The sequence below is a fragment of the Saccharothrix espanaensis DSM 44229 genome, assembly GCF_000328705.1.
GTDB classification, from domain to species: domain Bacteria; phylum Actinomycetota; class Actinomycetes; order Mycobacteriales; family Pseudonocardiaceae; genus Actinosynnema; species Actinosynnema espanaense.
Window position 1 is genome coordinate 8,864,098 of sequence record NC_019673.1, and the last position, 20,989, is coordinate 8,885,086.

General features: G+C 72.4%; 22 protein-coding genes. 12 read left to right on the forward strand and 10 right to left on the reverse strand.

From position 1 onward, the window contains the following. Positions 1-59: 59 nt before the first annotated feature. Genes BN6_RS38940 through BN6_RS38950 form a run of 3 tightly spaced genes read left to right on the forward strand, consistent with a single transcriptional unit; the run spans position 60 to position 3,017 of the window. The gene (locus BN6_RS38940; protein WP_015105372.1) at positions 60-1,289 is read left to right on the forward strand and encodes an isochorismate synthase; all 1,230 of its coding nucleotides are present in this window, start codon (positions 60-62) and stop codon (positions 1,287-1,289) included. A 58-nt stretch (positions 1,290-1,347) separates the two neighbouring features. Further along, on the forward strand, positions 1,348-1,896 hold the full coding sequence (locus tag BN6_RS38945; protein WP_041319441.1) for an RNA polymerase sigma factor: 549 nt from the start codon (positions 1,348-1,350) through the stop codon (positions 1,894-1,896). Beyond that, entirely contained in the window at positions 1,896-3,017 is a 1,122-nt protein-coding gene (locus BN6_RS38950; RefSeq protein ID WP_015105374.1) for a CU044_5270 family protein, read from the forward strand. Before BN6_RS38945 ends, BN6_RS38950 begins: the two co-directional genes overlap by 1 nt. Before the next feature lie 92 nt (positions 3,018-3,109). Here the strand turns inward: BN6_RS38950 and BN6_RS38955 are convergent, their stop codons facing one another. Together BN6_RS38955 and menD are read right to left on the reverse strand one after the other, a co-directional pair. Next, complete coding sequence (locus BN6_RS38955; protein WP_015105375.1) at positions 3,110-4,606, reverse strand: M1 family metallopeptidase; 1,497 nt, start codon at positions 4,604-4,606, stop codon at positions 3,110-3,112. Positions 4,607-4,662: 56 nt separating this feature from the next. Beyond that, positions 4,663-6,297 (reverse strand): 2-succinyl-5-enolpyruvyl-6-hydroxy-3-cyclohexene-1-carboxylic-acid synthase, encoded by a 1,635-nt coding sequence (menD, locus tag BN6_RS38960; RefSeq protein ID WP_041315588.1) that lies wholly within the window; start codon positions 6,295-6,297, stop codon positions 4,663-4,665. Positions 6,298-6,459: 162 nt separating this feature from the next. Between menD and BN6_RS38965 the strand changes: the two genes are divergently transcribed. From BN6_RS38965 to BN6_RS38980, 4 genes are all read left to right on the forward strand, one after another. Beyond that, a complete protein-coding gene (locus tag BN6_RS38965; RefSeq protein WP_041315590.1) occupies positions 6,460-7,371 on the forward strand; it encodes a 1,4-dihydroxy-2-naphthoyl-CoA synthase in 912 nt (303 codons plus the stop codon). A 589-nt stretch (positions 7,372-7,960) separates the two neighbouring features. Beyond that, positions 7,961-8,920 (forward strand): o-succinylbenzoate--CoA ligase, encoded by a 960-nt coding sequence (gene menE / locus BN6_RS38970; RefSeq protein ID WP_408005272.1) that lies wholly within the window; start codon positions 7,961-7,963, stop codon positions 8,918-8,920. A 126-nt stretch (positions 8,921-9,046) separates the two neighbouring features. After that, entirely contained in the window at positions 9,047-10,324 is a 1,278-nt protein-coding gene (locus tag BN6_RS38975; RefSeq protein ID WP_015105379.1) for a hypothetical protein, read from the forward strand. Positions 10,325-10,391: 67 nt separating this feature from the next. Next, positions 10,392-11,264, forward strand: a complete 873-nt coding sequence (locus BN6_RS38980; RefSeq protein ID WP_015105380.1) for a 1,4-dihydroxy-2-naphthoate polyprenyltransferase — start codon at positions 10,392-10,394, stop codon at positions 11,262-11,264. A gap of 59 nt (positions 11,265-11,323) precedes the next feature. On the opposite strand, the gene BN6_RS38985 is transcribed toward BN6_RS38980, so the two are convergent. Next, positions 11,324-11,716, reverse strand: a complete 393-nt coding sequence (locus BN6_RS38985) for a hypothetical protein (RefSeq protein WP_015105381.1) — start codon at positions 11,714-11,716, stop codon at positions 11,324-11,326. 81 nt (positions 11,717-11,797) lie between these two features. Further along, complete coding sequence (gene cds1, locus BN6_RS38990) at positions 11,798-12,844, reverse strand: L-cysteine desulfhydrase Cds1 (protein WP_015105382.1); 1,047 nt, start codon at positions 12,842-12,844, stop codon at positions 11,798-11,800. Between the two features lie 68 nt (positions 12,845-12,912). Here cds1 and BN6_RS38995 point away from each other — a divergent pair, with 68 nt between their 5' ends. From BN6_RS38995 to BN6_RS39005, 3 genes are read left to right on the forward strand one after another with little or no spacing between them, the layout of a single operon-like run. Next, positions 12,913-13,917, forward strand: a complete 1,005-nt coding sequence (locus BN6_RS38995) for an ADP-ribosylglycohydrolase family protein (RefSeq protein ID WP_015105383.1) — start codon at positions 12,913-12,915, stop codon at positions 13,915-13,917. 47 nt (positions 13,918-13,964) lie between these two features. Continuing rightward, on the forward strand, positions 13,965-14,273 hold the full coding sequence (locus tag BN6_RS39000) for a PadR family transcriptional regulator (RefSeq protein WP_015105384.1): 309 nt from the start codon (positions 13,965-13,967) through the stop codon (positions 14,271-14,273). Then, a complete protein-coding gene (locus tag BN6_RS39005) occupies positions 14,270-14,569 on the forward strand; it encodes a hypothetical protein (protein WP_015105385.1) in 300 nt (99 codons plus the stop codon). Before BN6_RS39000 ends, BN6_RS39005 begins: the two co-directional genes overlap by 4 nt. 27 nt (positions 14,570-14,596) lie before the next feature. Here BN6_RS39005 and BN6_RS39010 read toward each other — a convergent pair whose 3' ends face one another. Next, positions 14,597-14,845, reverse strand: a complete 249-nt coding sequence (locus BN6_RS39010) for a DUF4229 domain-containing protein (RefSeq protein WP_015105386.1) — start codon at positions 14,843-14,845, stop codon at positions 14,597-14,599. A gap of 29 nt (positions 14,846-14,874) precedes the next feature. Next, positions 14,875-15,342, reverse strand: coding sequence for an Lrp/AsnC family transcriptional regulator (locus BN6_RS39015; protein ID WP_041315597.1), 468 nt, complete (start codon positions 15,340-15,342; stop codon positions 14,875-14,877). A gap of 150 nt (positions 15,343-15,492) precedes the next feature. Here BN6_RS39015 and BN6_RS39020 point away from each other — a divergent pair, with 150 nt between their 5' ends. Next, positions 15,493-15,711, forward strand: coding sequence for a BldC family transcriptional regulator (locus BN6_RS39020; RefSeq protein ID WP_231904860.1), 219 nt, complete (start codon positions 15,493-15,495; stop codon positions 15,709-15,711). A gap of 52 nt (positions 15,712-15,763) precedes the next feature. Next, positions 15,764-15,940 carry a hypothetical protein gene (locus BN6_RS47560; protein ID WP_015105389.1) on the forward strand — a complete coding sequence of 59 codons (177 nt, stop codon included), beginning with the start codon at positions 15,764-15,766 and terminating at the stop codon, positions 15,938-15,940. A 63-nt stretch (positions 15,941-16,003) separates the two neighbouring features. On the opposite strand, the gene BN6_RS39030 is transcribed toward BN6_RS47560, so the two are convergent. The 4 genes from BN6_RS39030 to BN6_RS39045 form a co-directional block, all read right to left on the reverse strand. Continuing rightward, positions 16,004-17,500 carry an AAA family ATPase gene (locus BN6_RS39030; protein ID WP_015105390.1) on the reverse strand — a complete coding sequence of 499 codons (1,497 nt, stop codon included), beginning with the start codon at positions 17,498-17,500 and terminating at the stop codon, positions 16,004-16,006. A 101-nt stretch (positions 17,501-17,601) separates the two neighbouring features. Further along, on the reverse strand, positions 17,602-18,570 hold the full coding sequence (gene ccsB / locus BN6_RS39035) for a c-type cytochrome biogenesis protein CcsB (RefSeq protein WP_015105391.1): 969 nt from the start codon (positions 18,568-18,570) through the stop codon (positions 17,602-17,604). Continuing rightward, positions 18,571-20,109 (reverse strand): cytochrome c biogenesis protein ResB, encoded by a 1,539-nt coding sequence (gene resB, locus BN6_RS39040; protein WP_015105392.1) that lies wholly within the window; start codon positions 20,107-20,109, stop codon positions 18,571-18,573. Next, positions 20,109-20,888: a cytochrome c biogenesis CcdA family protein gene (locus tag BN6_RS39045; RefSeq protein WP_041319447.1), complete on the reverse strand. Its 780-nt coding sequence runs from the start codon at positions 20,886-20,888 to the stop codon at positions 20,109-20,111. Before BN6_RS39045 ends, resB begins: the two co-directional genes overlap by 1 nt. Between the last annotated feature and the right edge of the window lie 101 nt (positions 20,889-20,989).

Genomic DNA, 20,989 nt, shown 5'->3' on the forward strand with positions numbered 1-20,989 from the left:
GAGGAGTCTAGGGCCGACCCGGCGCGGGATCTCAGCCACGAGTCCATACCCTCGACCTCGTGACCTCAGCCCCCGTCTCCCGGACCCGACACCGGCTGCGCGTGCGCACCGAGCGCGCCACCGACGCCGGCCTGCTGGGCAGGCTGCCCGCGCCGACCGGCGCGCTGGCCTGGGTGCGGGACGGATCGGGCCTGGTCGGGTGGGGTGAGGCGGCGCGGTTCGAGGTGTCCGGGCCGGACCGGTTCGCCGCCGCCGACCGGTGGTGGCGCGAGTTCACCGCGACGCTGGAGGTCGAGGACGGGCTCGGCGTGCCGGGCAGCGGGCCGGTGGCGTTCGTCTCGCTGGCCTTCGCCGACCGCCCCGGCCGCTCGGTGCTGGTGGTGCCCGAGGTCGTCGCGGGCGTCCGCAACGGGCAGGCGTGGCTGACCACGGTCGGCGACGGCCGGTCCACCGAGGTGCGGCCGGTCCGCCGGCCCCGGACCGTCCGGTACTCCGACGGCGAGCTGTCCGTGCCCGCCTACCGGGAGGCGGTCCGCGCGGCCGTGGCCCGGATGCGGGCGGGCGGGCCGGCCAAGGTCGTCCTCGCGCACGACCTGCTGGCCGTCGCCGACGAGCCGATCGACCACCGCTTCGTGCTGGAGGGCCTGGCCCGGCGCTACCCCGAGTGCTGGGTGTACGCGGTGGACGGGCTGATCGGCGCGACCCCCGAACTGCTGCTGCGCCGGTCCGGCCGGGTGGTCGACTCGCGGGTGCTGGCCGGCACGACGTGGCCGCACGACGGCGTGCCGGACGACGACCTGGCCGCCGCGCTGCTGTCGTCGGCCAAGGACCGCGAGGAGCACGAGTACGCGGTGGCCTCGCTGACCGGGGCCCTGCGGCCGTTCTGCGCGTCGCTGTCGGTCGAGGGCCCGTCGGTGCTCCGGCTGCCCAACGTGTCGCACCTGTCCAGCGACGTGATCGGCACCCTGACCGGCACCCCGTCGCTGCTCGCGCTCGGCGCGGCCCTGCACCCGACGGCCGCCGTCGGCGGCACGCCCCGCGCGGACGCGCTGGCCGTGATCGAGGAGCTGGAAGGCATGGACCGGGGCCGGTACGCGGGCCCCGTGGGCTGGATCGACGCCAACGGCGACGGAGAGCTGGGCGTGGCGCTGCGGTGCGCGCAGGTCGAGGGGGCCACCGCGCGGCTGTTCGCCGGCTGCGGCCTGGTCGCCGAGTCCGACCCGGACTCCGAGGTCCGGGAGGCGCACGCCAAGCTGCGCCCGTTCCGCGAAGCGCTGGAAGGTATGTGACCGTGGGGCTGTGACCGGGGACACGGGGACGCCGGCGGACCCAGCGGCCAATCGGTACGTGACCACAGCATTGGACAAACCTCCGGACCTTCGCGGGGCGGACGTCACGGCCGTGTTCGCCGAGCTGTTCGACACGCACGCCCGGCAACTGCGCGGCTACCTCGCCGGCCGCGTCGGCGAGTCGACCGCCGACGACCTGGTCGCCGAGACGTTCCTGGTGGCCCTGCGGCAGCGGCACTCCTACGACCCGGAGCGCGCCCCCATCAAGGGCTGGCTGTACGGCATCGCGACCAACCTCGTGCGCGAACACCTGCGCAAGGAGAGCCGGGGCCGCCGGGCCAACCTGCGCGCCGTGGGGCGGCCCGAACCCGACCACGACGCGGTGGTAGCCGACCGGGTCGACGCCGAACGGGCGTCGCGGGTGCTCAAGCAGGCCCTCGCCGAACTCCGCGACGAGGACCGGGACGTCCTGCTGCTGACGTCCTGGGCCGGCCTCACCCCCGCGGAGGTCGCCGAGGCGCTCGGCGAACCCGCCAGCACGATCCGCTCCCGGCTGCACCGGGTGCGCACCAGACTGCAAGCACTGCTCACCGAGGAGTCCCGCTGATGCGCGATCTCGACGAAGCCCTCGACCAGCTCGAACGCACCGCGCGCACGGCGAACGCGCCGCTGGACGACGTCCGCGCCCAGGTGCTGGCCGCCGCTGCCGCCGAGGAGTCCCCGCGGCGCTCCCGACGCACCGCCCGGTGGTTTCTGCCCGTCGCCGTCGCGGCCGCGGCGGCCCTCGTCGTGGGGGTCGTGGTGACCCGCCCGGACGGCGCGCCGCAGCCCGGCACCACGGCGCAGGCGCAGCCCGGCACCGACGCGGCCACCACCACGCCGTCGCAGCCGAAGGTGTCGCTGCTGTCCGCGAAGCAGGTGCTGGACGACGCCGCCGCCGCGATCAACACCGTCGACCCGGTGCTCGCCCCGGGCCAGTACCGGTACATCGCCGAGCACGCCTGGTACTCGCGCGGCCAGATGTTCGGCGTCTCCCAGGAGAACCCGGACCAGACCATCAAGGGCTGGACCTACCTCAAGGAGACCGCCCGCGAGACGTGGATCCCGCAGGACCAGTCGCAGGACTGGCTGGAGAAGCGCAGCTGGCTGCCCGGCGTGAAGTGGCTCGGCGGTTCCGTGCCGCAGTCCGAGGCCCCCGAGCCGCAGGCGATGGACACCGACACCGGTGAACGGCGCGGCAAGTGCGGCAACTTCTTCCCGGAGTCGCGCGGCACCACCCAGTGCGGCGACCCGAGCGACTGGAACCACCCGGAGTTCTACGTCGGGCTGCCGCGCGACCCGCAGGCGATCGTGGAGTACCTGCGCACCACCACCGCGCACCGCGGCTCGACCCCGCCGGTGATGTTCCACTTCGGCGTGGAGATCCTGCGCGCCGGCCTGATGCCCGCCGACCTGCGCGCCGGCTGGTACCGGGCGCTGGCCACGCTCGACGGCGTGAAGGTCTACGACGAGGCGGCCACGCTGGACGGCCGCACCGGCATCGCGATCGGCCTGGAGGACGAGCAGGAGCGCCGCGACCTGATCGTGGACCCGGCCACCGGCGACTTCATCGGTGAGCGGTCCGTGGCCGGCCCGAAGCCGAGCGGGGCGTGGATCCCGCCCGGCACGGTCACCGGGTTCAGCTCCATCACCACCAAGGTCGTGAACGGGATCGGCCAGACCGGCTGACCTGCCGAGGGACCTGAGGCCGCCTTCACGGGGGAAGGCGGCCTCGGGGCGTTTTCGGGTTTTCCGGGTTTCGGGTTCTCCGGTTTTCGAGGTCAGTGCTTCGAGCGGTCGAGCAGGACGTGCGTCTCGCGGATCTTCTGGAACGACTTCGGCTCGGCCACCGAGGCGGTGGCGAGCGCGGAGCCGCCCGGTGCCGCCGCCGGCTTGCCCTTGGTGAACAGCCAGGTCGTGAACAGGTCGTCGAGCTGCTTGCCCGACACCCCCTCGGCCAGCGCGATGAACTCCTCGATGGTGGCGTCGCCGTAGCGCTTGGTCTGCGTCCACTTCTTCAGGATCGTGAAGAAGGTGTCGTCGCCGACCGCGACCCGCAGCGCGTGCACGGCCAGCGCGCCCCGGTCGTAGACCGCGCCGTCGAACTGGTGGTCCACGCCCGGGTCACCGGGCAGGACCTGCCAGAACGGGCTGTCCGCCGGGTACAGGTCGTAGGTGTACTGGGCGTTCTCCTGCGCGGTGCCCTCGCCTACGTGTTCCGACCAGAGGAACTCGGCGTAGCTCGCAAAGCCCTCGTTGAGCCAGATGTCGCGCCAGTTGTGCACCGACACGGAGTCGCCGAACCACTGGTGACCGTTCTCGTGCGCCACGACGTAGGTGTTCGCGCCGCGCCGGAAGAACGCCGGGTCGTACGTCGAGCGGGTCTGGTTCTCCAGCGCGAAGCCCAGCAGGCCCGGCCCCACGACCACGCCGCCCTCGGCCTCGAACGGGTACGGCCCGAAGCTCTCCTCCAGGAACTCGACCACCTCGGAGGTCCGCTCGATGCTGGCCTTCGCGGCCGCGTCGTCGGCGCCCAGGTTCGGCGCGTAGGCGTTGACCACCGGCCGGCCGCCGGGCGCGCTCGACTGGCGGATGTCGAACTGGCCGATCGCGACGAACGCCAGGTAGCTGGCCTGCGGCTTCAGGCTGCGCCACCGCCACCAGGTCCGGCCGTTGATCAGCTTCGTGGTGCCCAGGAACAGGCCGTTGGACAGCACCTCCAGCCCGTCCGGAACCGACAGCGAGACGTCGTAGGTGGCCTTGTCCCGCGGGTGGTTGTTGCTCGGGAACCACCAGGGGGCGACGTCCGGCTCGTTGATCGCCAGAGCGCCGTCGGCGGTGCGCTTCCACGCCGTGAAACCGTCCACCGAATGGCTGGACGGCACGTCCGAATAGGTGACGACGATCGTCAGGTCGGCACCTTTGCGGAGGGTGCCCCTCGGGTCGACCACCAGTTCGCCGGCCTGCTGGGAGAACGCGGCGACTTTGTTGTTCACCCGGATGGAACTCACCTTGAGCAGGAAGTCCAGGTTGAACCTGGTCACGTCCTGGGTCGTTTTCGCGAGGATCGTGGTGGTGCCGGAAAGGCGGTCGCCCGCCGGCTGGTAGTTGAGCCGGATGTCGTAGTGGGAAACGTCGTAGCCGCCGTTGCCCGCATTCGGGTAGTAGGGGTCACCGATGCCCGGCGCGCCCGGTGTCGCAGCGGTCGCGGTACCGGCCAGCAGCAGCAGAGAAGCCGCGACGGCGGTGCCTAGCGTGAGCTTCGCTCTGAGGGACATGGGCCGAAACTGCCACGCCCGGGGGTGCCGCTGTACCCCCGTCCGTAGGTTCCTGGTTATTGGAACGCGGTTGACACGGCGACCTTCAACCGGGCATGCAGATCACGCAATTCGGCACGTTCCGCCCGAATTTCCAGCACCCGGATTCCGTGCGGCGCGGTGAGCGCCCGGCTCAGCTGGTCGGCGTTCTCGATCATTGTGTGCGGCACCCGGTAGGCGGCGCACAACGCGGCCAGGTCGGTGCCGTGCGGGGTGCCGAAAACCCGCTCGAAAGCGTCCGAGTGCTCCGGCGCGCCCTGCTCCAGCAGGGTGAAGATGCCGCCGCCGTCGTCGTTGAGCACGACCACGGTCAGGTCCGGGCGCGGCTCGTCCGGGCCGATCAGCAGGCCGTTCGCGTCGTGCAGGAAGGTCAGGTCGCCGATCAGCGCGAACGCGTGGCCCGCGGTCAGCGCGACACCGGCGGCCGTGGAGACGCTGCCGTCGATGCCCGCCACGCCGCGGTTCGCGTGCACCCGGACGTCGTGCCGGGACTCGGCGACCAGGTCGACGTCGCGGACCGGGTTGGACGAGCCGAGGAACAGGTTCGCGCCGACCGGCAGGTTCGCCACCAGGTCGCGGGCGACCTGGAGCCCGGTCGGCCACGGCTGCCGGGCCAGCAGCTCGTCCACCACGTCGGCGGCGGCCTTGTCGGCGTGCTGCCACGCGGTGAGCCAGCGGTCGTCCACCTCGTGCTCGCCCAGCACCAGGCCGCTGGAGGCGTGCGTGGCGGCGAACTGCGGGTCCGGCCAGTCCGGGTCGTCGGAGAGCACGTGCACGACACCCGTGGAGGCGATGAGCTTCATGACGCCGCGGGAGAGCGTGGGGCGGCCCACCACCACCACGGCGTCCGGTTTCAGCTCCGCGGGCAGTTCCCCCGCGTTGAGCAGCAGGGTGCCGTGGCGCAGGCCGTGCGCGGTCGGCTCGGCGACCACCGGCCAGCCCGCGCGTTCGGCCAGGTCGGTGATGTCCTCGCGGGTGTCGCCGACCACGACCAGCGTGCGCGGGCCGAGGTGGTCCGCGGGGTGCAGCGAGGTCGTGGCGCGGGTCGCCACGCGGGTCCACGGCATGTCGAACGGGCGGCCGTCGAGCGGCTCGACCCACTGGCCGCCGCTTTCGGGGCCGCCCTCGGGCACCAGGGGCTCCCGGAACGGGACGTTGACGTGCACCGGGCCGTGATCGCGGGCGTCCGCGACGGCTCGGCAGACCAGCGAGCGCCACAGGCCGTTCTGGCCCGCGCGGCGTTCGGCGATGGGGAACTGGAGGGTGTCGATGCCGAACACCCGCTGCTGGTCGACGGTCTGGCTGGCGCCGGTGCGGTAGAGCTCGACCGGGCGGTCGGCGGTGAGCGCGATCAGCGGGACCTTCGCGTGCCGGGCCTCCAGGACGGCCGGGTGCAGGTTGGCCACGGCGGTGCCGGACGTGCAGGTGACCGCGGTGACCTCGCCGCTGCCGCGGGCCAGGCCCAGGGCCAGGAAGCCGGCGGTCCGCTCGTCGATCCGGACGTGCAGGGTGAGCCGCCCGGCAGCCGCGGCCTCGGCCAGGGCGAACGACAGCGGAGCGTTGCGCGATCCGGGGCTCAGCACGACGTGCCGGACGTCGTTGCGGAGGAGCTCGTCGACGAGCACCCTGGCCTGCGCGGTGGACGGGTTCACCTGAACATTGTCGCCTAGTCCACGAACAGGTGATTCCCCTTGCTGAGTCGAACACATGTTCGGATCATGGACACATGGGCATCACACTGCGTCAACACCCCGTCCCGACCATCGGGCGGCCTGGGCCGTTCTCAGCTTCCGCGCGGGCATATTGTCCGTGCCGTGGCAGATCACGGCGTCTCCGAGCTGTTCGACCCCTCCCGCTGGAAGCCGGTCGAAGGCTTCGACTTCACCGACATCACCTACCACCGCGCGGTGGACCAGGGGACGGTGCGCATCGCGTTCAACCGCCCTGAGGTGCGCAACGCGTTCCGCCCGCACACCGTGGACGAGCTGTACCGGGCGCTGGACCACGCCCGGATGAGCCCGGACGTCGGGTGCGTCCTGCTGACCGGCAACGGCCCGTCCCCGCGCGACGGCGGGTGGGCGTTCTGCTCGGGCGGCGACCAGCGCATCCGGGGGCGCAGCGGGTACCAGTACGCCTCGGGTGAGACCGCCGACACGGTCGACCCGGCGCGGGCCGGCCGGCTGCACATCCTGGAGTGCCAGCGCCTGATCCGGTTCATGCCGAAGGTCGTGATCGCGGTCGTGCCGGGGTGGGCGGCGGGTGGCGGGCACAGCCTGCACGTCGTGTGCGACCTCACGTTGGCCAGCGAGGAGCACGCGAGGTTCAAGCAGACCGACGCCGACGTCGGCAGCTTCGACGGCGGGTACGGCTCGGCGTACCTGGCGCGGCAGGTGGGCCAGAAGTTCGCGCGCGAGATCTTCTTCCTGGGCCGGACGTACAGCGCGGCGGACATGCACGCGATGGGCGCGGTCAACGAGGTGGTGCCGCACGCCGAGCTGGAGACCACCGCGCTCCAGTGGGCGAAGGAGATCAACGGCAAGTCCCCGACCGCCCAGCGGATGCTGAAGTACGCGTTCAACCTCATCGACGACGGCCTGGTCGGCCAACAACTGTTCGCCGGCGAGACCACCCGCCTCGCCTACATGACCGACGAGGCCGTGGAAGGCCGAGACGCCTTCCTGGAAAAACGCGACCCCGACTGGTCCCCCTACCCCTACCACTACTGACCCCACACCCCTCATGACCACACCCCCCACCCCACCCGAAACCCTGGCCGCCCTCCGCAAAGCCCTGACCTCACCCCCCACCCCCGCCGGCAGCCGCACGGCCAGCACCAGCACCGCCACCGCCACCAGCAGCACAACAAGCGGCGGCACGGCAGGCAACGCGGCCCGCTTTGGCGCGGCCGGTAGCGAGGCGGGACGGGCAACCGACAGCAGCACCGCAGGCGGCGGCACCGCAGGCGACATGCCCAACGGCACGACCGGGAGCAGCGCGGCCGGCAGCAGTGGCGAGGCCGGCGGCAGCTCGGCTGGCGGCGGCGAGGCCGGCGGCTCGGCGAACAGCGGCACGACCGGCGGCGGGGCGGCTGGCAGCGGCCCGAGCGACAGTGGCTCCACCGGTGGCAACGCGGCCGATAGCGGTGGCCGGGCGAGCGGCCGCACGACTGGCGGCGCGGCTGGCGGTGACCCAGTCGGCGCTGGGGTGGTCGGCACCGAGCCGGTCGGCGCTGGGGTGGTCGGTGCTGGGGTGGTGGCGGCGTTGCCCGGGGGGCGGGAGCTGGGGGTTTTGCGGGGGTGGGAGGTGGGGGCGGCGGTGGCTGTCGGAACTTCCGGGTCCGCCGGGGAGCCCAAGGTGGTGTTGCTGTCGGCGGCTGCCTTGGTCGCTTCGGCCGAGTCGACGCACGCTCGGCTCGGTGGCCCTGGCACCTGGCTGCTCGCGCTGCCCACCACCCACATCGCCGGGCTCCAGGTCCTCGTGCGCTCGCTCGTCGCGGGCACCGAGCCCGGTCTGATGGACCTCGCCACCGGGTTCCGGGCATCCGGCTTCGCGACCGCCGCCCGGCCCGTCCTGGCCCGACCGGGGCCGCACTACACCGCCCTCGTCCCGACCCAGCTCGCCCGACTGGTCGCCACCGAGGGGCCCGGCCTGGCCGCGATCCGCGAGTTCGACGCCGTCCTGATCGGCGGGGCCGCCACTCCTCCGTCCCTGCTGGCCCGCGCCCGTGACGCCGGCGTCCGCGTCGTCACCACCTACGGCATGAGCGAGACCTCGGGCGGCTGCGTCTACGACGGCGTCCCGCTCGACGGCGTCCGCGTCCGCCTCGCCGCCGACCGCCGGATCGAGCTGGCCGGCCCCGTCCTGGCCCTGGGCTACCAGCACGGCGAGCCCTTCGGCGAGTGGTTCCGGACCGGGGATCTCGGCCGGTTCACCGACGACGGCCGGCTGGAGGTGGTCGGGCGCGCCGACGACGTGATCATCAGCGGCGGCGAGAACGTGTCGCCCACCGAGGTCGAGCGGGTGCTCGCGGCCCAGCCCGGGGTGCACGAGGTGTGCGTGGTCGGCATCCCGGACCAGGAGTGGGGGCAGGTGGTGGCAGCGGCGGTCGTGCCCGACGACCTGGGGTCGCCGCCCGATCCGGACGCCCTCGGTGCGGCCGTGCGGGACGCGGTGGGCCGGTACGCCATGCCCAAGCGGGTGGTCTTCCTGCCCGAACTGCCCGTCCGGGGACCCGGGAAGGTAGACCGGAGGGTGGTGGCTCGCTCGTTCGAGTGAGTTTTTCTCACACGGTCGAGGTTGTTGGTTGACAGCTAACGGGGCACCGCGCTTGGCTCAGGGCTCCGTACGGGTACCCCGGTTAGCGGTACCTCCGCTTCGCCCGTCCGGGCGAGGGGTGCTGCGATGCCGAGGCGCTACGTGCTGACGACCCTGACCGTCGCCGCCGCTCTGACCAGCGCGTTCACCGCGCCGGCCACCGCCGCCCGGTCCGGGGCCTGGCACGCCGACCTGTCCGTGGTGGACGCGGACGACGTCGGTGTCACGTCGGACGGCCGCTCCGTGCGGCTCGACCGCTCCGCTCCGACCCCGGCCGGCGCGCGCGTCGCACTGCGCACGGGCTTCCTGCACCTCGCGCCGCACCACCTCGACGCACCCGCGAACACCATCGCCGCCACCGTGCGCGGCGACATCCCGACCGGTGCCGGGATCACCGTCGACGTGCGCGGCGCGCTGGATGACGACCATCAGCGGGCTGGCAGGTCGGCTGACGGCCGGTTGCCCGAAGGCGAGCAGGCCGAAAGCGAGCGGGCTGGTGGGGGGCGGTGGACGGAGTGGGTGGAGGCGGGGGTAAATGCGCCGGCTGTGCTGCCTGCGGTGGTTCGCACCGTCCAGGTCCGGGTCAACCTCACCGCCGCCGACCAGAGCCCCGCTGTCGACGAGGTCGCGCTGACGCCGTCCACCGGGCCGTCGGGCCGGATCTCCATCGCCGACGGTCCCGGCTCCACGTTCCGCGTCTTCGCCACCCGGGAGGGCCTGGTCGGCGGCACCACGGCGAACGGTCACGTGATCGTCGACAACGACCACTTCGCGGCGCTGCCGTCCCGGCGTGGCCTGTCCACGAAGGACACCGGCTCGTACAGCGTCCAGGTGTGCGCCGAGAACGGTCGCTGCGAGTGGACCCCGGTGTGGGACGTCGGCCCGTGGAACACCCGGGACGACCACTGGAACCCGCCGGACGCCCGGGAGATGTGGCAGGACCTCCCGCACGGCAAGCCGCAGGCGCAGGCCGCCTACCAGGACTCCTACAACGACGGCAAGGACCAGTTCGGCCGCCGGGTCGCCAACCCGGCGGGCATCGACCTGGCCGACGGCACGTTCTGGCACGGCCTGCGGTTGGCCGACAACGCCTGGGTGACCGTCACCTACCTGTGGACCGGCTCCGGCCCGACGGCCTTCGTGGACACCCCGCACGGCACGGTGACGGTCCGGACCGGCCCGTCGACCGAGGCTCCCGACGTCGGCGCGGCCGCCGACCACGCGCAGGTCCGGATCGAGTGCCGGGTCACCGGCCAGTCCGTCACCGGCTCGCAGGGCACGTCGGACGTCTGGCTGCGGCTCGCCCCCGACCGGTACGTGGAGCGGGCGAACCTGGTCGACGTCCCGGACGTGCCCGCCTGCTAGCCGAAACCCGCTGCCTAGCCGAAACCCGCTGCGGGGCCGCCGCGATCCATGTCGGAGGATGGGCGGCATGGCGACAGTCGTCCAGTGGATCTCGGGGACCCGACCCCGCACCCTGCCGAACTCCATCGCGCCCGTCCTGGTGGGCGCGGGCGCGGCGCACCACATCGACGGGTTCGACCTGACGTGGTCGCTGTTGGCGCTCGTCGTGTCGTTGGCGTTGCAGGTGGGCGTGAACTACGCCAACGACTACTCCGACGGCATCCGGGGCACCGACGAGCACCGCGTCGGCCCGTTCCGCCTGGTCGGCTCAGGTGCCGCCAACCCCAGGTCAGTGCGTTTGGCGGCGTTCGCGGCGCTCGGCGTCGCGGCTGTCGCGGGGCTCGTGCTGATCGTGCTGACCGGTCGGTACTGGATGCTGGCGCTCGGCGCGGTGTGCATCGCCGCGGCGTGGTTCTACACCGGCGGGCGCAAGCCGTACGGGTACTCGGGGCTGGGCGAGCTCGCGGTGTTCCTGTTCTTCGGGCCGGCCGCCGTGCTGGGCACGCTCTACGTGCAGGCGGGCGAGATCACCGGTATCGGCATCGGCGGCGCGATCGCGATGGGCGCGTTCTCCACGGGCGTGATGATCGCGAACAGCCTGCGCGACATCCCGACCGACGTCCAAGCGGGCAAGCGGACGCTGGCCACCACCCTGGGCGACAAGGACTCGCGCCGCCTCTACCTGGGCCTGGTGACCATCCCGTTCGTGATCACCCTGGCGATCAGCCTGCGCGTCCCCCTTGCCCTGCTGGGGTTCCTCGCGCTGCCGCTGGTGGCGCTGGGCGTGCTCCGCGTGCTGAAGGGCAGCAAGGGCCGTGACCTGATCCCGGTCCTCCAGCACACCGGTTTCGCGATGCTGGTGTGGGCGGTCGCCACCACCGCGACGCTGTTCCTCGCCTGACGGGCGAATCGCTGCGGGCGGGTCACTGCGGGCGGGTCACTGCGGGCGGATTCGGGTGGCTACCAGGCGTCTTCGGTGAAGCTCATCGGTTCGTCGTCGTCGCGGCGCTGGGGTTTCGGCGGCGTGATGCGGGGTTCCTCGCCCCGGCACAGGGCGGCCAGGCGGTCGCGGTCCTTCTCGAAGGCGGCGCGGACGCCCCGGTCGCCGGCCGCCTCGCCGAGCAGGACCTGGCGCCAGCTCAGGTAGCCCGCCGCGATCCGCCGCTGCAACGCCTGGAGCTCGGGTGACGCCTCGTTCGACTTGGCGAACCGCATCACCCTGCGCACGTCCTCCGCCGAGGGTTCACGGGCCGGGTAGCGGAGTTTCGCCGCGTCGCGCATGGCCTGGTCGGCGGCTGCCACGGACTTGGCCAGCACGTCCTCGGCGGTCTTTACCTCCGCGGTCCGCCACATGCCCACGGCAACCCCTTCCGACTGGCGATCCACGCTGCGACGCACGACGCCCGGCCCGCGTTCCCACGGGTGCCGAGATTGTTACGACCAAGTCCCCGCGGAGCGGAATCGGGTCAGGGTGGTCAGGTGGTCGGACAGGTCCATGCCCTGGGCCGCCACCCACTCGTCGTCGTAGTAGGTGTTGGCGTAGCGCTCGCCGCCGTCGCACAGCAGGGTCACCACGCTGCCGCGCGACCGGGACGCCCGCATCTCGGCGATGAGCTGGAACGCGCCCCACAGGTTCGTGCCGGTGGACCCGCCGACCCGGCGGCCGATGACCTGCTCGACGTGCCGGATGGTCGCGATCGACGCCGCGTCCGGCACCTTGATCATCCGGTCGATGACGTGGCCGACGAACGACGGCTCGACGCGCGGCCGGCCGATGCCCTCGATCCGGGAGCCCCGGGTGCCGACCAGGTCGGGGACGCTGTCGCGCCACGCGTCGAAGAACACCGAGTGCTCCGGGTCCACGACGGCCAGCCGCGACCGCAGCTTGCGGTAGTGGATGTAGCGGCCGATGGTGGCGCTGGTGCCGCCGGTGCCCGCGCCGACCACGATCCACTCGGGTTCCGGCGAGGCTTCCTGGGACATCTGCTGGAACACCGATTCGGCGATGTTGTTGTTGCCGCGCCAGTCGGTGGCGCGCTCGGCGTGGGTGAACTGGTCCATGAAGTGCCCGCCGAGGTCCGCGGCGAGCCTGCGGGACTCGTCGTAGATCGCGCCGGGCTCGTCGACGAAGTGGCACCTGCCGCCCTGGCGTTCGATCAGCGCGACCTTCTCCCCGCTGGTCGAGCGGGGCATCACGGCGATGAACGGCAGGCCCAGCAGCCGGGCGAAGTACGCCTCGGACACGGCCGTGGAGCCGGAGGACGCCTCGATCACGGGCGTGCCGCCGACCACCCAGCCGTTGCAGATCGCGTAGAGGAACAGCGATCGGGCCAGGCGGTGCTTGAGGGAGCCGGTGGGGTGGGTCGACTCGTCCTTGAGGTAAAGGTCGATCCCCCACTCCGGTGGGAGGGGGAAGTGCAGCAGGTGCGTGTCGGCGCTGCGGTTGGCGTCCGCCTCGATGATCGAGACTGCCTCGCACACCCATTCCCTGGTGCGGGAGCTACATCGGTCTACCGAAATGGTCACGCCGGCACGATAACTTCTGCGACGTGACCTCACGTGGGAGCACTTCAGCGCGGGACGCCCTGCGGGCCTGCCTGCTGGCGGGCGCGGTCGGCGACGCGCTCGGCGGGTCGATCGAGTTCGACCGCATCGACCGCATCCGGGGCCGCTTCGGCCCGTCCGGCCTGACCGACTACGCGCCCGCGTACGGGCGGCTCGGCGCGATCACCGACGACACCCAGATGACCCTGTTCACGCTGGAGGGGCTGGTGCTGGCGCGCCGCCGGGGCAGCGACCCGGTGCACGAGGTGCGGGTCGCCTACGGCCGCTGGCTGCGCACCCAGGGCGGGCCGGAGGTGGCGGCGGACGGGTGGCTGCTGGACGTGCCGGAGCTGCACCAGACGCGCGCGCCCGGCAACACGTGCCTGACGGCGTTGCGCTCGGGCCTGCTCGGCACGGTCGAGGCGCCGATCAACGACTCGAAGGGCTGTGGCGCGGTGATGCGCGCCGCGCCGGTGGCGCTGTGGTCGGAGCGGCCGGACGAGGTGTTCGCGCTGGCCGCGGCGACCGGCGCGCTCACCCACGGCCACCCCAGCGGCTACCTGTCGGCGGGCGTGCTCGCGGTGCTGGTCCAGCAGCTGTGGCAGGGCGCGGAGCTGACCGGCGCGATCGACGTGGCGCGCGACGAGCTCCAGCGCTGGGAGGGCCACGAGGAGCAGCTGGTGCTGCTGGACCTGGCCGCGGAGATGGGCACCCGCGGCGTGCGGCCGACGCCCGAGGTGATCGAGACGGCGCTGGGCGGCGGCTGGGTCGGCGAGGAGGCGCTGGCGATCGCGGTGCTCACCGCGCTGGCCGCCGAGACGCTCGCGGACGGCCTGCTGCTGGCCGTGAACCACTCCGGGGACAGCGACTCGACCGGGGCGCTGTGCGGGAACCTGCTGGGCGCGCGGGACGGCGCGGGCGCGCTGCCGGCGCACTGGCTGGAGTCGCTGGAACTGGCCGACGTGATCGGTCGGCTGGCGGACGAGGCGGGCGAGGTGTTCGGCCGCTGAGCCCCGCACCCTGGACGGCACTAATCTACATAGGTAGCATTAGCGTCGTGGAACCGCTGGAACGCATCGGCAAGGCCACCGTCGACGTGCTGGAAGTGCTGCTCGACGGTGCCCACCCCCGCTGGGGGCTGGAGATCATCAAGCTGACCGGGCGCCCGTCCGGCAGCGTCTACCCGCTGCTGGACCGGCTGGAGCGGGCGGGCTGGGTGACGTCGAGCTGGGACGACGACGCCGAACGCCGCGGCCCGCGCCGGCGGATGTACGTGCTCACCCCGGACGGGGCCCAAGAGGCGGTCAAGGTGTGCGCCCGCAAGTCCCGGCCCGCCCGCGCGACCCGGCCGCAGGTGGCGGGATGACGCGCCTCGCGCTCGTCCTGGTCACGTGGGCGGCGGCGCTGCTGCCGCGCAAGGACCGCGAACGCTACCTGGAACAGTGGCGCGCGGACGTGCTCGGAGCCCGTGAGCTGGGACTTTCGCCGTTCGGCGTCGCCTTCGGCGCGGTGCGCACGGCGAACACCCGCAAAGCTCCGGTCATGCTGCCGGTCGGTGTGCTGGCCCTGGCCCTGCGGCTGCGCGAGAGCCGGCACCTCGGTGCGGTGCTCGCGGTGATGCTGATCGCGAACCTCGGCGGGGTGATCGTGCTGGTCATCTAGGGCGCCGATGTCGGCCGGCCGGAGCTTTCAGGCCGAGGGGCCGGGCTCGCCGCGCAGCTGGGAGCGCAGCTTCTCGCGCTCGACCCGGCGCGCGGCCTGCTTCTCCTCCAGGCCGCGGGCCACCCGCGTCCGCAGCCCGCGGAACACGAACAGCGACAGCGGCAGCGCGACGACCACGCCGACCGCCAAGGCGACCAGCAGCGGAACGTTGAGCAGGACGAGCAGCGCGGTGACCGCGGCGACCATGCCCAGCCGCGCGCCCACGTAAAGCGTCACATCACGACCCAGGTGCACGGTTGCCCAGGTTACGCCGTGCCCTCGGGCTCGCCCGCCGCGGTGTTCGGCCGCCCCTCGAAACGCGTGGACAGCACGACCGTGGTGCGGGTGCGGGCCACGCCCGGGATGCGCCGCAGCCTGCCCAGCGACCGCTCCAGGTCGTCCACGGTGGCCACCCGGACCTTCACGATGAACGACTCGTCGCCGGCCACCCGGTAGCAGGACTCGACCTCGATCAGCTCGCCCAGCGACAGGGCCAGCTCGTCGTCGTCGGCGGTGTCCGTCGGGTGGATGCTGACCAGGGCGGTGACCCCGAGGCCGACCGCGCTCGGGTCGACCACGGCGTGGTAGCCGACGATGACGCCGGTCGCCTCCAGCTTGCCGACCCGCTCGTGCACGGCGGAGGCGGACAGGCCCACCTTCCGGCCCAGATCGGCGTAGGTGGCTCGGCCGTTCGCCCGCAGGGCGGCGATGATCTGGCGATCGAGTGCGTCCACCGGGCCTAGCCTAGGGCCACCGACCACGATGTCCGAACCGCCCACTTCGTCCCTTACTACCTCTTTACCATCACCCAAGCGTTCGAGTACCCGAAGGTCGGGATGCCACCATGCGTCCGGTACGTCTGTTCGGCATCGGGGAGGAAGACCGTGACCGTGACGCAGGGACACCAGGGGGAACGGCTGCTCACACCGGGCGAAGTGGCCAATCTCTTCCGCGTCGACCCCAAGACCGTGACCCGCTGGGCCACGGCGGGGCGCATCGGCTCGATCCGGACCCCGGGCGGTCACCGCCGCTTCCGGGAGTCCGAGGTCCAGGCCCTGCTCTCCCAGTTGACGACCGAGGCGACCGAACCGGTGCGGCACTGACGCCGTTCACCTCGGTGACACGGGTAATGTCGTGGCAAAGGAGGTGGCGACCATGCTCTACGTGCTAGCGCTGATCGGTGCGCTCACGATCGCCGTGCTGCTGTGGCGCGCGTTCGGGCCGGACCGGGTCGATACCGCCCCCAGCCGCCGCGTCATCGCGCCGGACGACGATCCGGAGTTCCTGCGCAAGCTGGGTGAGCAGAGCAAGAAGCGTCCCGACGAAGAGTGACGGGCGCGGTGCCGAGGGGCCTTTCGTCGAGGCCCCTCGTCGCGTCGGCGCGCGTGAACGCGCTCAGGTGACCTTGTTCGGGAAGTCGTCGGCCACCGTCGCGGCCAGTTCCAGCAGCGCCAGCCGGGTCTCCGGGCCGAGCTTGTCCAGCTCGATCTCGGCACCCTCCTCCAGGTGCGCGTCGAACGGGATCCGGACCACCGCGCGGCAGCGCTGGGCGAAGTGCGCGGCCAGCTTGTCCAGGTCGACCTTCCCCGAGCCGGGGCGCACCGAGTTGATCACGGCCACCGACTTGGCGACCAGGTCGCGGTAGCCGTGCGCCTCCAGCCAGTCCAGCGTCGCCGCCGAGGTCTGGGCGCCGTCCACCGAGCCGGAGGACACCAGCACCAGCGAGTCGGCCTGGTCGAGCACGCCCTTCATCGCCGAGTGCATCAGGCCGGTGCCGCAGTCGGTGAGCACGATGTTGTAGAACAGCTCCAGCAGTGTGACGGTCCGCAGGTAGTCCTGGTCGCTGAACGCCTCGGACACCGCCGGGTCCTGCTCGGAGGCGAGGATCTCCAGCCGGCTGGGCGACTGCGAGGTGTACGCGCGGACGTCGCTGTACTTGGTGATCCGCGAGGCGTCGCGCAGCAGGTGCCGCACGGTCGCCGTGGTCTCGCGGGGCACCTTGAGCGCGAGCGTGCCCCGGTCGGGGTTGGCGTCCACCGCGATCACCCGGTCACCGCGCAGCGACGAGAACGTCGAGCCCAGGGTGGTGGTCGTGGTGGTCTTGCCGACGCCGCCCTTGAGGCTCAGCATCGCGATCTTGTAGCACCCGCGCAGCGGCTGGTTGATCCGCGCGATCAGCTCGCGCCGCCGCACGTCCGCCGGGCTCTCGCCGAGGTTCACCAGGCCGCCGGTCACCGCGTGCACGGTCTTGCGCCAGCCGGACTGCGGCGGGCGCTTCGCGCGCTTGATCAACTGGTGCGAGGACACGTCGTGCGCGCTCGCCTGCTGCGGCTGGGACTGGATGCTCTGCGGGAAGTTGTTCGGGAACGCGCCCCCGAACTGCTGCTGCGCGTTCGGGTCGAACTGGTGCGGCCCGCTCTGGCCGGCGACGTGGTACGCGCCGCTCTGGTGCGGGCCGGCCTGGTACTGGCCGCCCACCTGGTACGGGCCGGACTGGCCGGGGACCTGGTAGGGACCGGACTGGCCGGGCACCGGGTACGCGCCGGACTGGCCGCCGACCTGGTACGCGCCGGACTGGTGCGGACCCGGGTGGGGACCCGACTGGTGCGGTCCCGACTGGTGCGGTCCGGGCTGGCCGGGCACCGGGTGCGGACCGCTCTGCCCGACCGGGTAGGAGCCGGACGGCGTGCCCTGGGCCGGGAAGCCGCCCGACGGCGGGCCGGTCACCGGACCGGACGGGGCGGGGTCGAAGTTGACCGTCGCGGGCTCGACGTACGGGGAGTCCACCGCGGGCTCGACCGGGTGGCCGCCCGACTGGTTCGGGTTGGGCTGCCCCTCCCCGCCCGAGGGCGGCTGCCACGACGATTCAGGGTTCTCGTAGCGACCGGTCACCGCTGGGGTCCTCCCTGGAGCGAAGCGGATCGAGCACTCCCCGACCTCACGATTGCGACGGTAGTCGGCGTGCAGCGGTTCCACGACACTGGGTAGGGGGTCTAGTTCACACCCGCGTAAGAGTGCAATCCGGTCGTGACCAGGTTGATGAAGAACAGGTTGAACACGGTCAGCGCGAAGCCCAGCGAGTTGATCCACGCCGCGGGCCGGCCGCGCCAGCCGGCGGTGGCGCGGGCGTGCAGGTAGGCGGCGTAGACCACCCAGGCCACGAACGACACCGTCTCCTTGGGGTCCCAGCCCCAGAACCGGCCCCACGCCGCTTCGGCCCAGATCGCGCCGCAGATGAGCCCCAGCGTGAACAGCGGGAACGCGAACACCGTGCTGCGGTAGGCCAGCCGGTCCAGCACGTCGGAGTCGGGCAGCTTCGCGAACCGCGCCCGGCCGGAGGACTTCAGCAGGTACAGCACGCTGGCCACGCCCGGCAGCAGGAACAGGCCGCTGGACACCGAGATCACCGAGACGTGGACGACCAGCCAGTAGGACTGGAGCGCCGGCTGCACCGGCGCGGCCTCGGCGTAGAGCACGGTGCCGCCGAGGAACATCAGCAGGGCGATCGGCGTCAGCACGAACCCGCCGAGCTTGCGCACCGGGAACATCCGCACCAGCACCAGCCAGCCCACGACCGCCGCGAGCGTCAGCAGCGCCGTGTACTCGTACATGTTGCCCCACGGCGCGCGCTGGGTCGCCAGACCGCGCAGCACGAGGGAACCGGCGTGCAGCAGCACGCCGAGCAGGGTCAGCGCGACGCCCATCCGCCCGAGCTTCTCCGCGCGCGGCCGCTCGGTGCGCACGACCAGGCCCGGTCGCCACCCGCCGTCGTCGCCGGTGCCCGCGACCTGCGGGCCGGCCCCGACCAGCTCCTTGGCCTTGTCCGCGCTCGCGGCGCTCTTCGCGGTGTTCTTCGCGAAAGCCTGCTCGCACAGGTAGAACACGGCCGCGATCACGTAGATCGCCACGGCCGCGCCGTACGTCCAGTCGCTGAACGTGGCCAGCGTCGTGTTGACCGGCATCTAGCTCTCCTCCTTGAGCAGGTCCCGGGACAGGGAGCCGAACTCCTCGCCGTACCCGGCCTGGTCGGTGCGCGCCAGGCCACCGACCTCGACAACCGTACGCCCGTCCTCCTGGGGGGTCGCCCGCACCCAGATCCGCCGGCGCTTGACCGTCAGCGACACCACCAGACCCAGGATGACCAGCACCGCGAACGCCAGCACGTAGATCTGCGTCGGGTCGTGCGACACCTGGAGCGACACCCAGTCCCGCACGCCGTCGAACCGGATCGCGGTGCCGTCGTCCAGCTTGATCTCCTCGCCGACCTTCAGGTTCTGCCGGGCCACCTTGGTGACCTTGCCGTCCTTCACCACCTTCGGGTCGAGGGTGAAGATCGACTGGCCGCGCCCGGAGTCCCGGCCGAGGTCGCCCCGGTAGACGTCGACCGCCACGGCCGGGTCGCGCGCCTCGGGGAACGCCGAGTCGAGCAGCTCGCCCTGGAAGACGGCGGTGGGCGCGAGCAGGCCGGTGATCGCGAGCTGGTTCTTGCGCCGCTGCTCGTCGTCGGTCACACCCGGCGGGTCGAACTTGGTCGCGCCCTCGGAGGCCAGCGTCAGCTCGTCGACCGGCCGCCACTGGGTGGACCCGGTGCGCACCTCGCCGTTGGGGAAGGTCACCGTGAACAGCGGCGTGTAGCCGTGGCCGAGCAGGTAGAGCCGGTCGCCGGCGGTCCGCAGCGGGTGGTTGACCTGCAACGGGTACGGCCGCCAGGTGCCGGTCTCCAGGTCGTCGCCGGACTGGTACTGGATGTCGGCCTGGAACGTCTGCGCCTGCCCGTTGTGCAGGTAGGTGGCGTGGAAGTCGTCGACCTTGACGCAGAACTGGTTGAGGTCGGTGCCGTCGACCCGCAGGCCGGGCCGGAACGTGTCGAAGTTGTACACGCCCGAGTTGCAGTACTGGCCGCCCTGCGACTGGACGATGACCTGGCCCTCGTAGCCGAACATCTTGCCCAGCGCGAACGCCACCAGCAGGCCCAGCAGGGAGAAGTGGAAGACCAGGTTACCGGTCTCGCGCAGGAACCCGCGCTCGGCGCTGACGCTGCGCGCGCCGCCCTCCTCCGCGCGCTCGACCAGCCGCCAGCCCTTGAGCCGCCGCTTCGCCGCCGCGATCACCAGGTCGGGGGAGGCGGCGCTCTCGGCGGACGCGTGGTGCGGCATCCGGGCCAGGTTGCGCGGCGTGAGCACGGGCTTGGCCCGCATCTGCTCGAAGTACTCCCACGTGCGCGGCAGCAGGCAGCCGATCAGCGACACGAACAGCAGCACGTAGACGGCGGAGAACCAGGCGCTGGCGTAGACGTCGAAGAACTGGAGCCGGTCGAGGAACCCGCCCCACCAGCCCTTCTCCGCGATGTACTCGGTGACCTTCTGCTGGTTGAGCGAGCGCTGCGGCAGCAGCGCGCCGGGCATCGCGCCCAGCGCGAGCAGGAACAGCAGGGTCAGCGCGGTGCGCATGGCGGTGAGGCCGCGCCACGTGTTGCGCAGGAAGGCGAGGAGGGCGCGCACTACAACGGCAGTTCGAGATCGCTGACCACGGCGTCGCGCAGCCAGAAGACGAAATCACCCCAGAGCCCGGTGACCAGCGCGACGCCCACCGCGATGAGCAGCACGCCGCCGAACACCTGCACCTGGCGGACGTGCGAGCGCAGCCAGCCGGTGACCCGCACCGCCCACCGCGCGCCCAGCGCGATCAGCACGAACGGCAGGCCCAGGCCGAGGCAGTAGGCGACGACCAGGACCGCGCCGCGGGCGGTGGCCGAGCCGACCTCGGTGCTGCGGGCCAGGGCCAGCACGCCGGCCAGCGTCGGCCCGATGCACGGGGTCCAGCCGAGCGCGAAGATGCCGCCCAGGACCGGCGCGCCGAGCAGCCCGCCGCGCGGGGTGCGGTGCAGCCGGACGTCCTTCTGCAACCCCGGCACCAGGCCGATGAACACCAGGCCCATGGCGATGGTGACGACGCCGCCGATCCGCTGGAACACGTCGGCGTCGAAGTAGAGGGTGTCGGTGAGCCCGAGCACCACGAACGACGTCAGGCTGAACACGATCGTGAAGCCCAGCACGAACAACAGGGCCGCGCCCGCGACCCGCCAGCGGCCGGACTTGCGGCCCTCGCCGGAATCCACGGCGGGCGCCTCCGCGCCGACCAGGCCGGCCAGGTAGGCGAGGTAGCCGGGGACCAGCGGGACCACGCACGGCGAGGCGAACGAGATCGCGCCGGCCAGCACGGCCAGGCCCATCGCCAGTCCCAGCGGCCCGGACATCGCCAGTTGCGTCGTCGGGTCCACGGCCACAGGGTAGGTACGGGCCGCTGAGAGCCGCTCACCGGACTCCCTTAGCCGCGACCTGGGTCACACCCGTCCGGAGACGCTCTGTTCCCCCATCGGTT

Excerpts from the sequence above, each read along its gene's own strand:
- BN6_RS38980 (WP_015105380.1), top strand. The coding sequence starts at position 10,392 with ATGGCGACAGTCGTCCAGTGGATCTCGGGGACCCGACCCCGCACCCTG.
- BN6_RS38975 (WP_015105379.1), top strand. The coding sequence starts at position 9,047 with ATGCCGAGGCGCTACGTGCTGACGACCCTGACCGTCGCCGCCGCTCTG.
- BN6_RS38955 (WP_015105375.1), bottom strand. The coding sequence starts at position 4,606 with ATGTCCCTCAGAGCGAAGCTCACGCTAGGCACCGCCGTCGCGGCTTCT.
- BN6_RS47560 (WP_015105389.1), top strand. The coding sequence starts at position 15,764 with ATGCTCTACGTGCTAGCGCTGATCGGTGCGCTCACGATCGCCGTGCTG.
- BN6_RS38950 (WP_015105374.1), top strand. The coding sequence starts at position 1,896 with ATGCGCGATCTCGACGAAGCCCTCGACCAGCTCGAACGCACCGCGCGC.
- BN6_RS39005 (WP_015105385.1), top strand. The coding sequence starts at position 14,270 with ATGACGCGCCTCGCGCTCGTCCTGGTCACGTGGGCGGCGGCGCTGCTG.
- ccsB (WP_015105391.1), bottom strand. The coding sequence starts at position 18,570 with ATGCCGGTCAACACGACGCTGGCCACGTTCAGCGACTGGACGTACGGC.
- BN6_RS38985 (WP_015105381.1), bottom strand. The coding sequence starts at position 11,716 with ATGTGGCGGACCGCGGAGGTAAAGACCGCCGAGGACGTGCTGGCCAAG.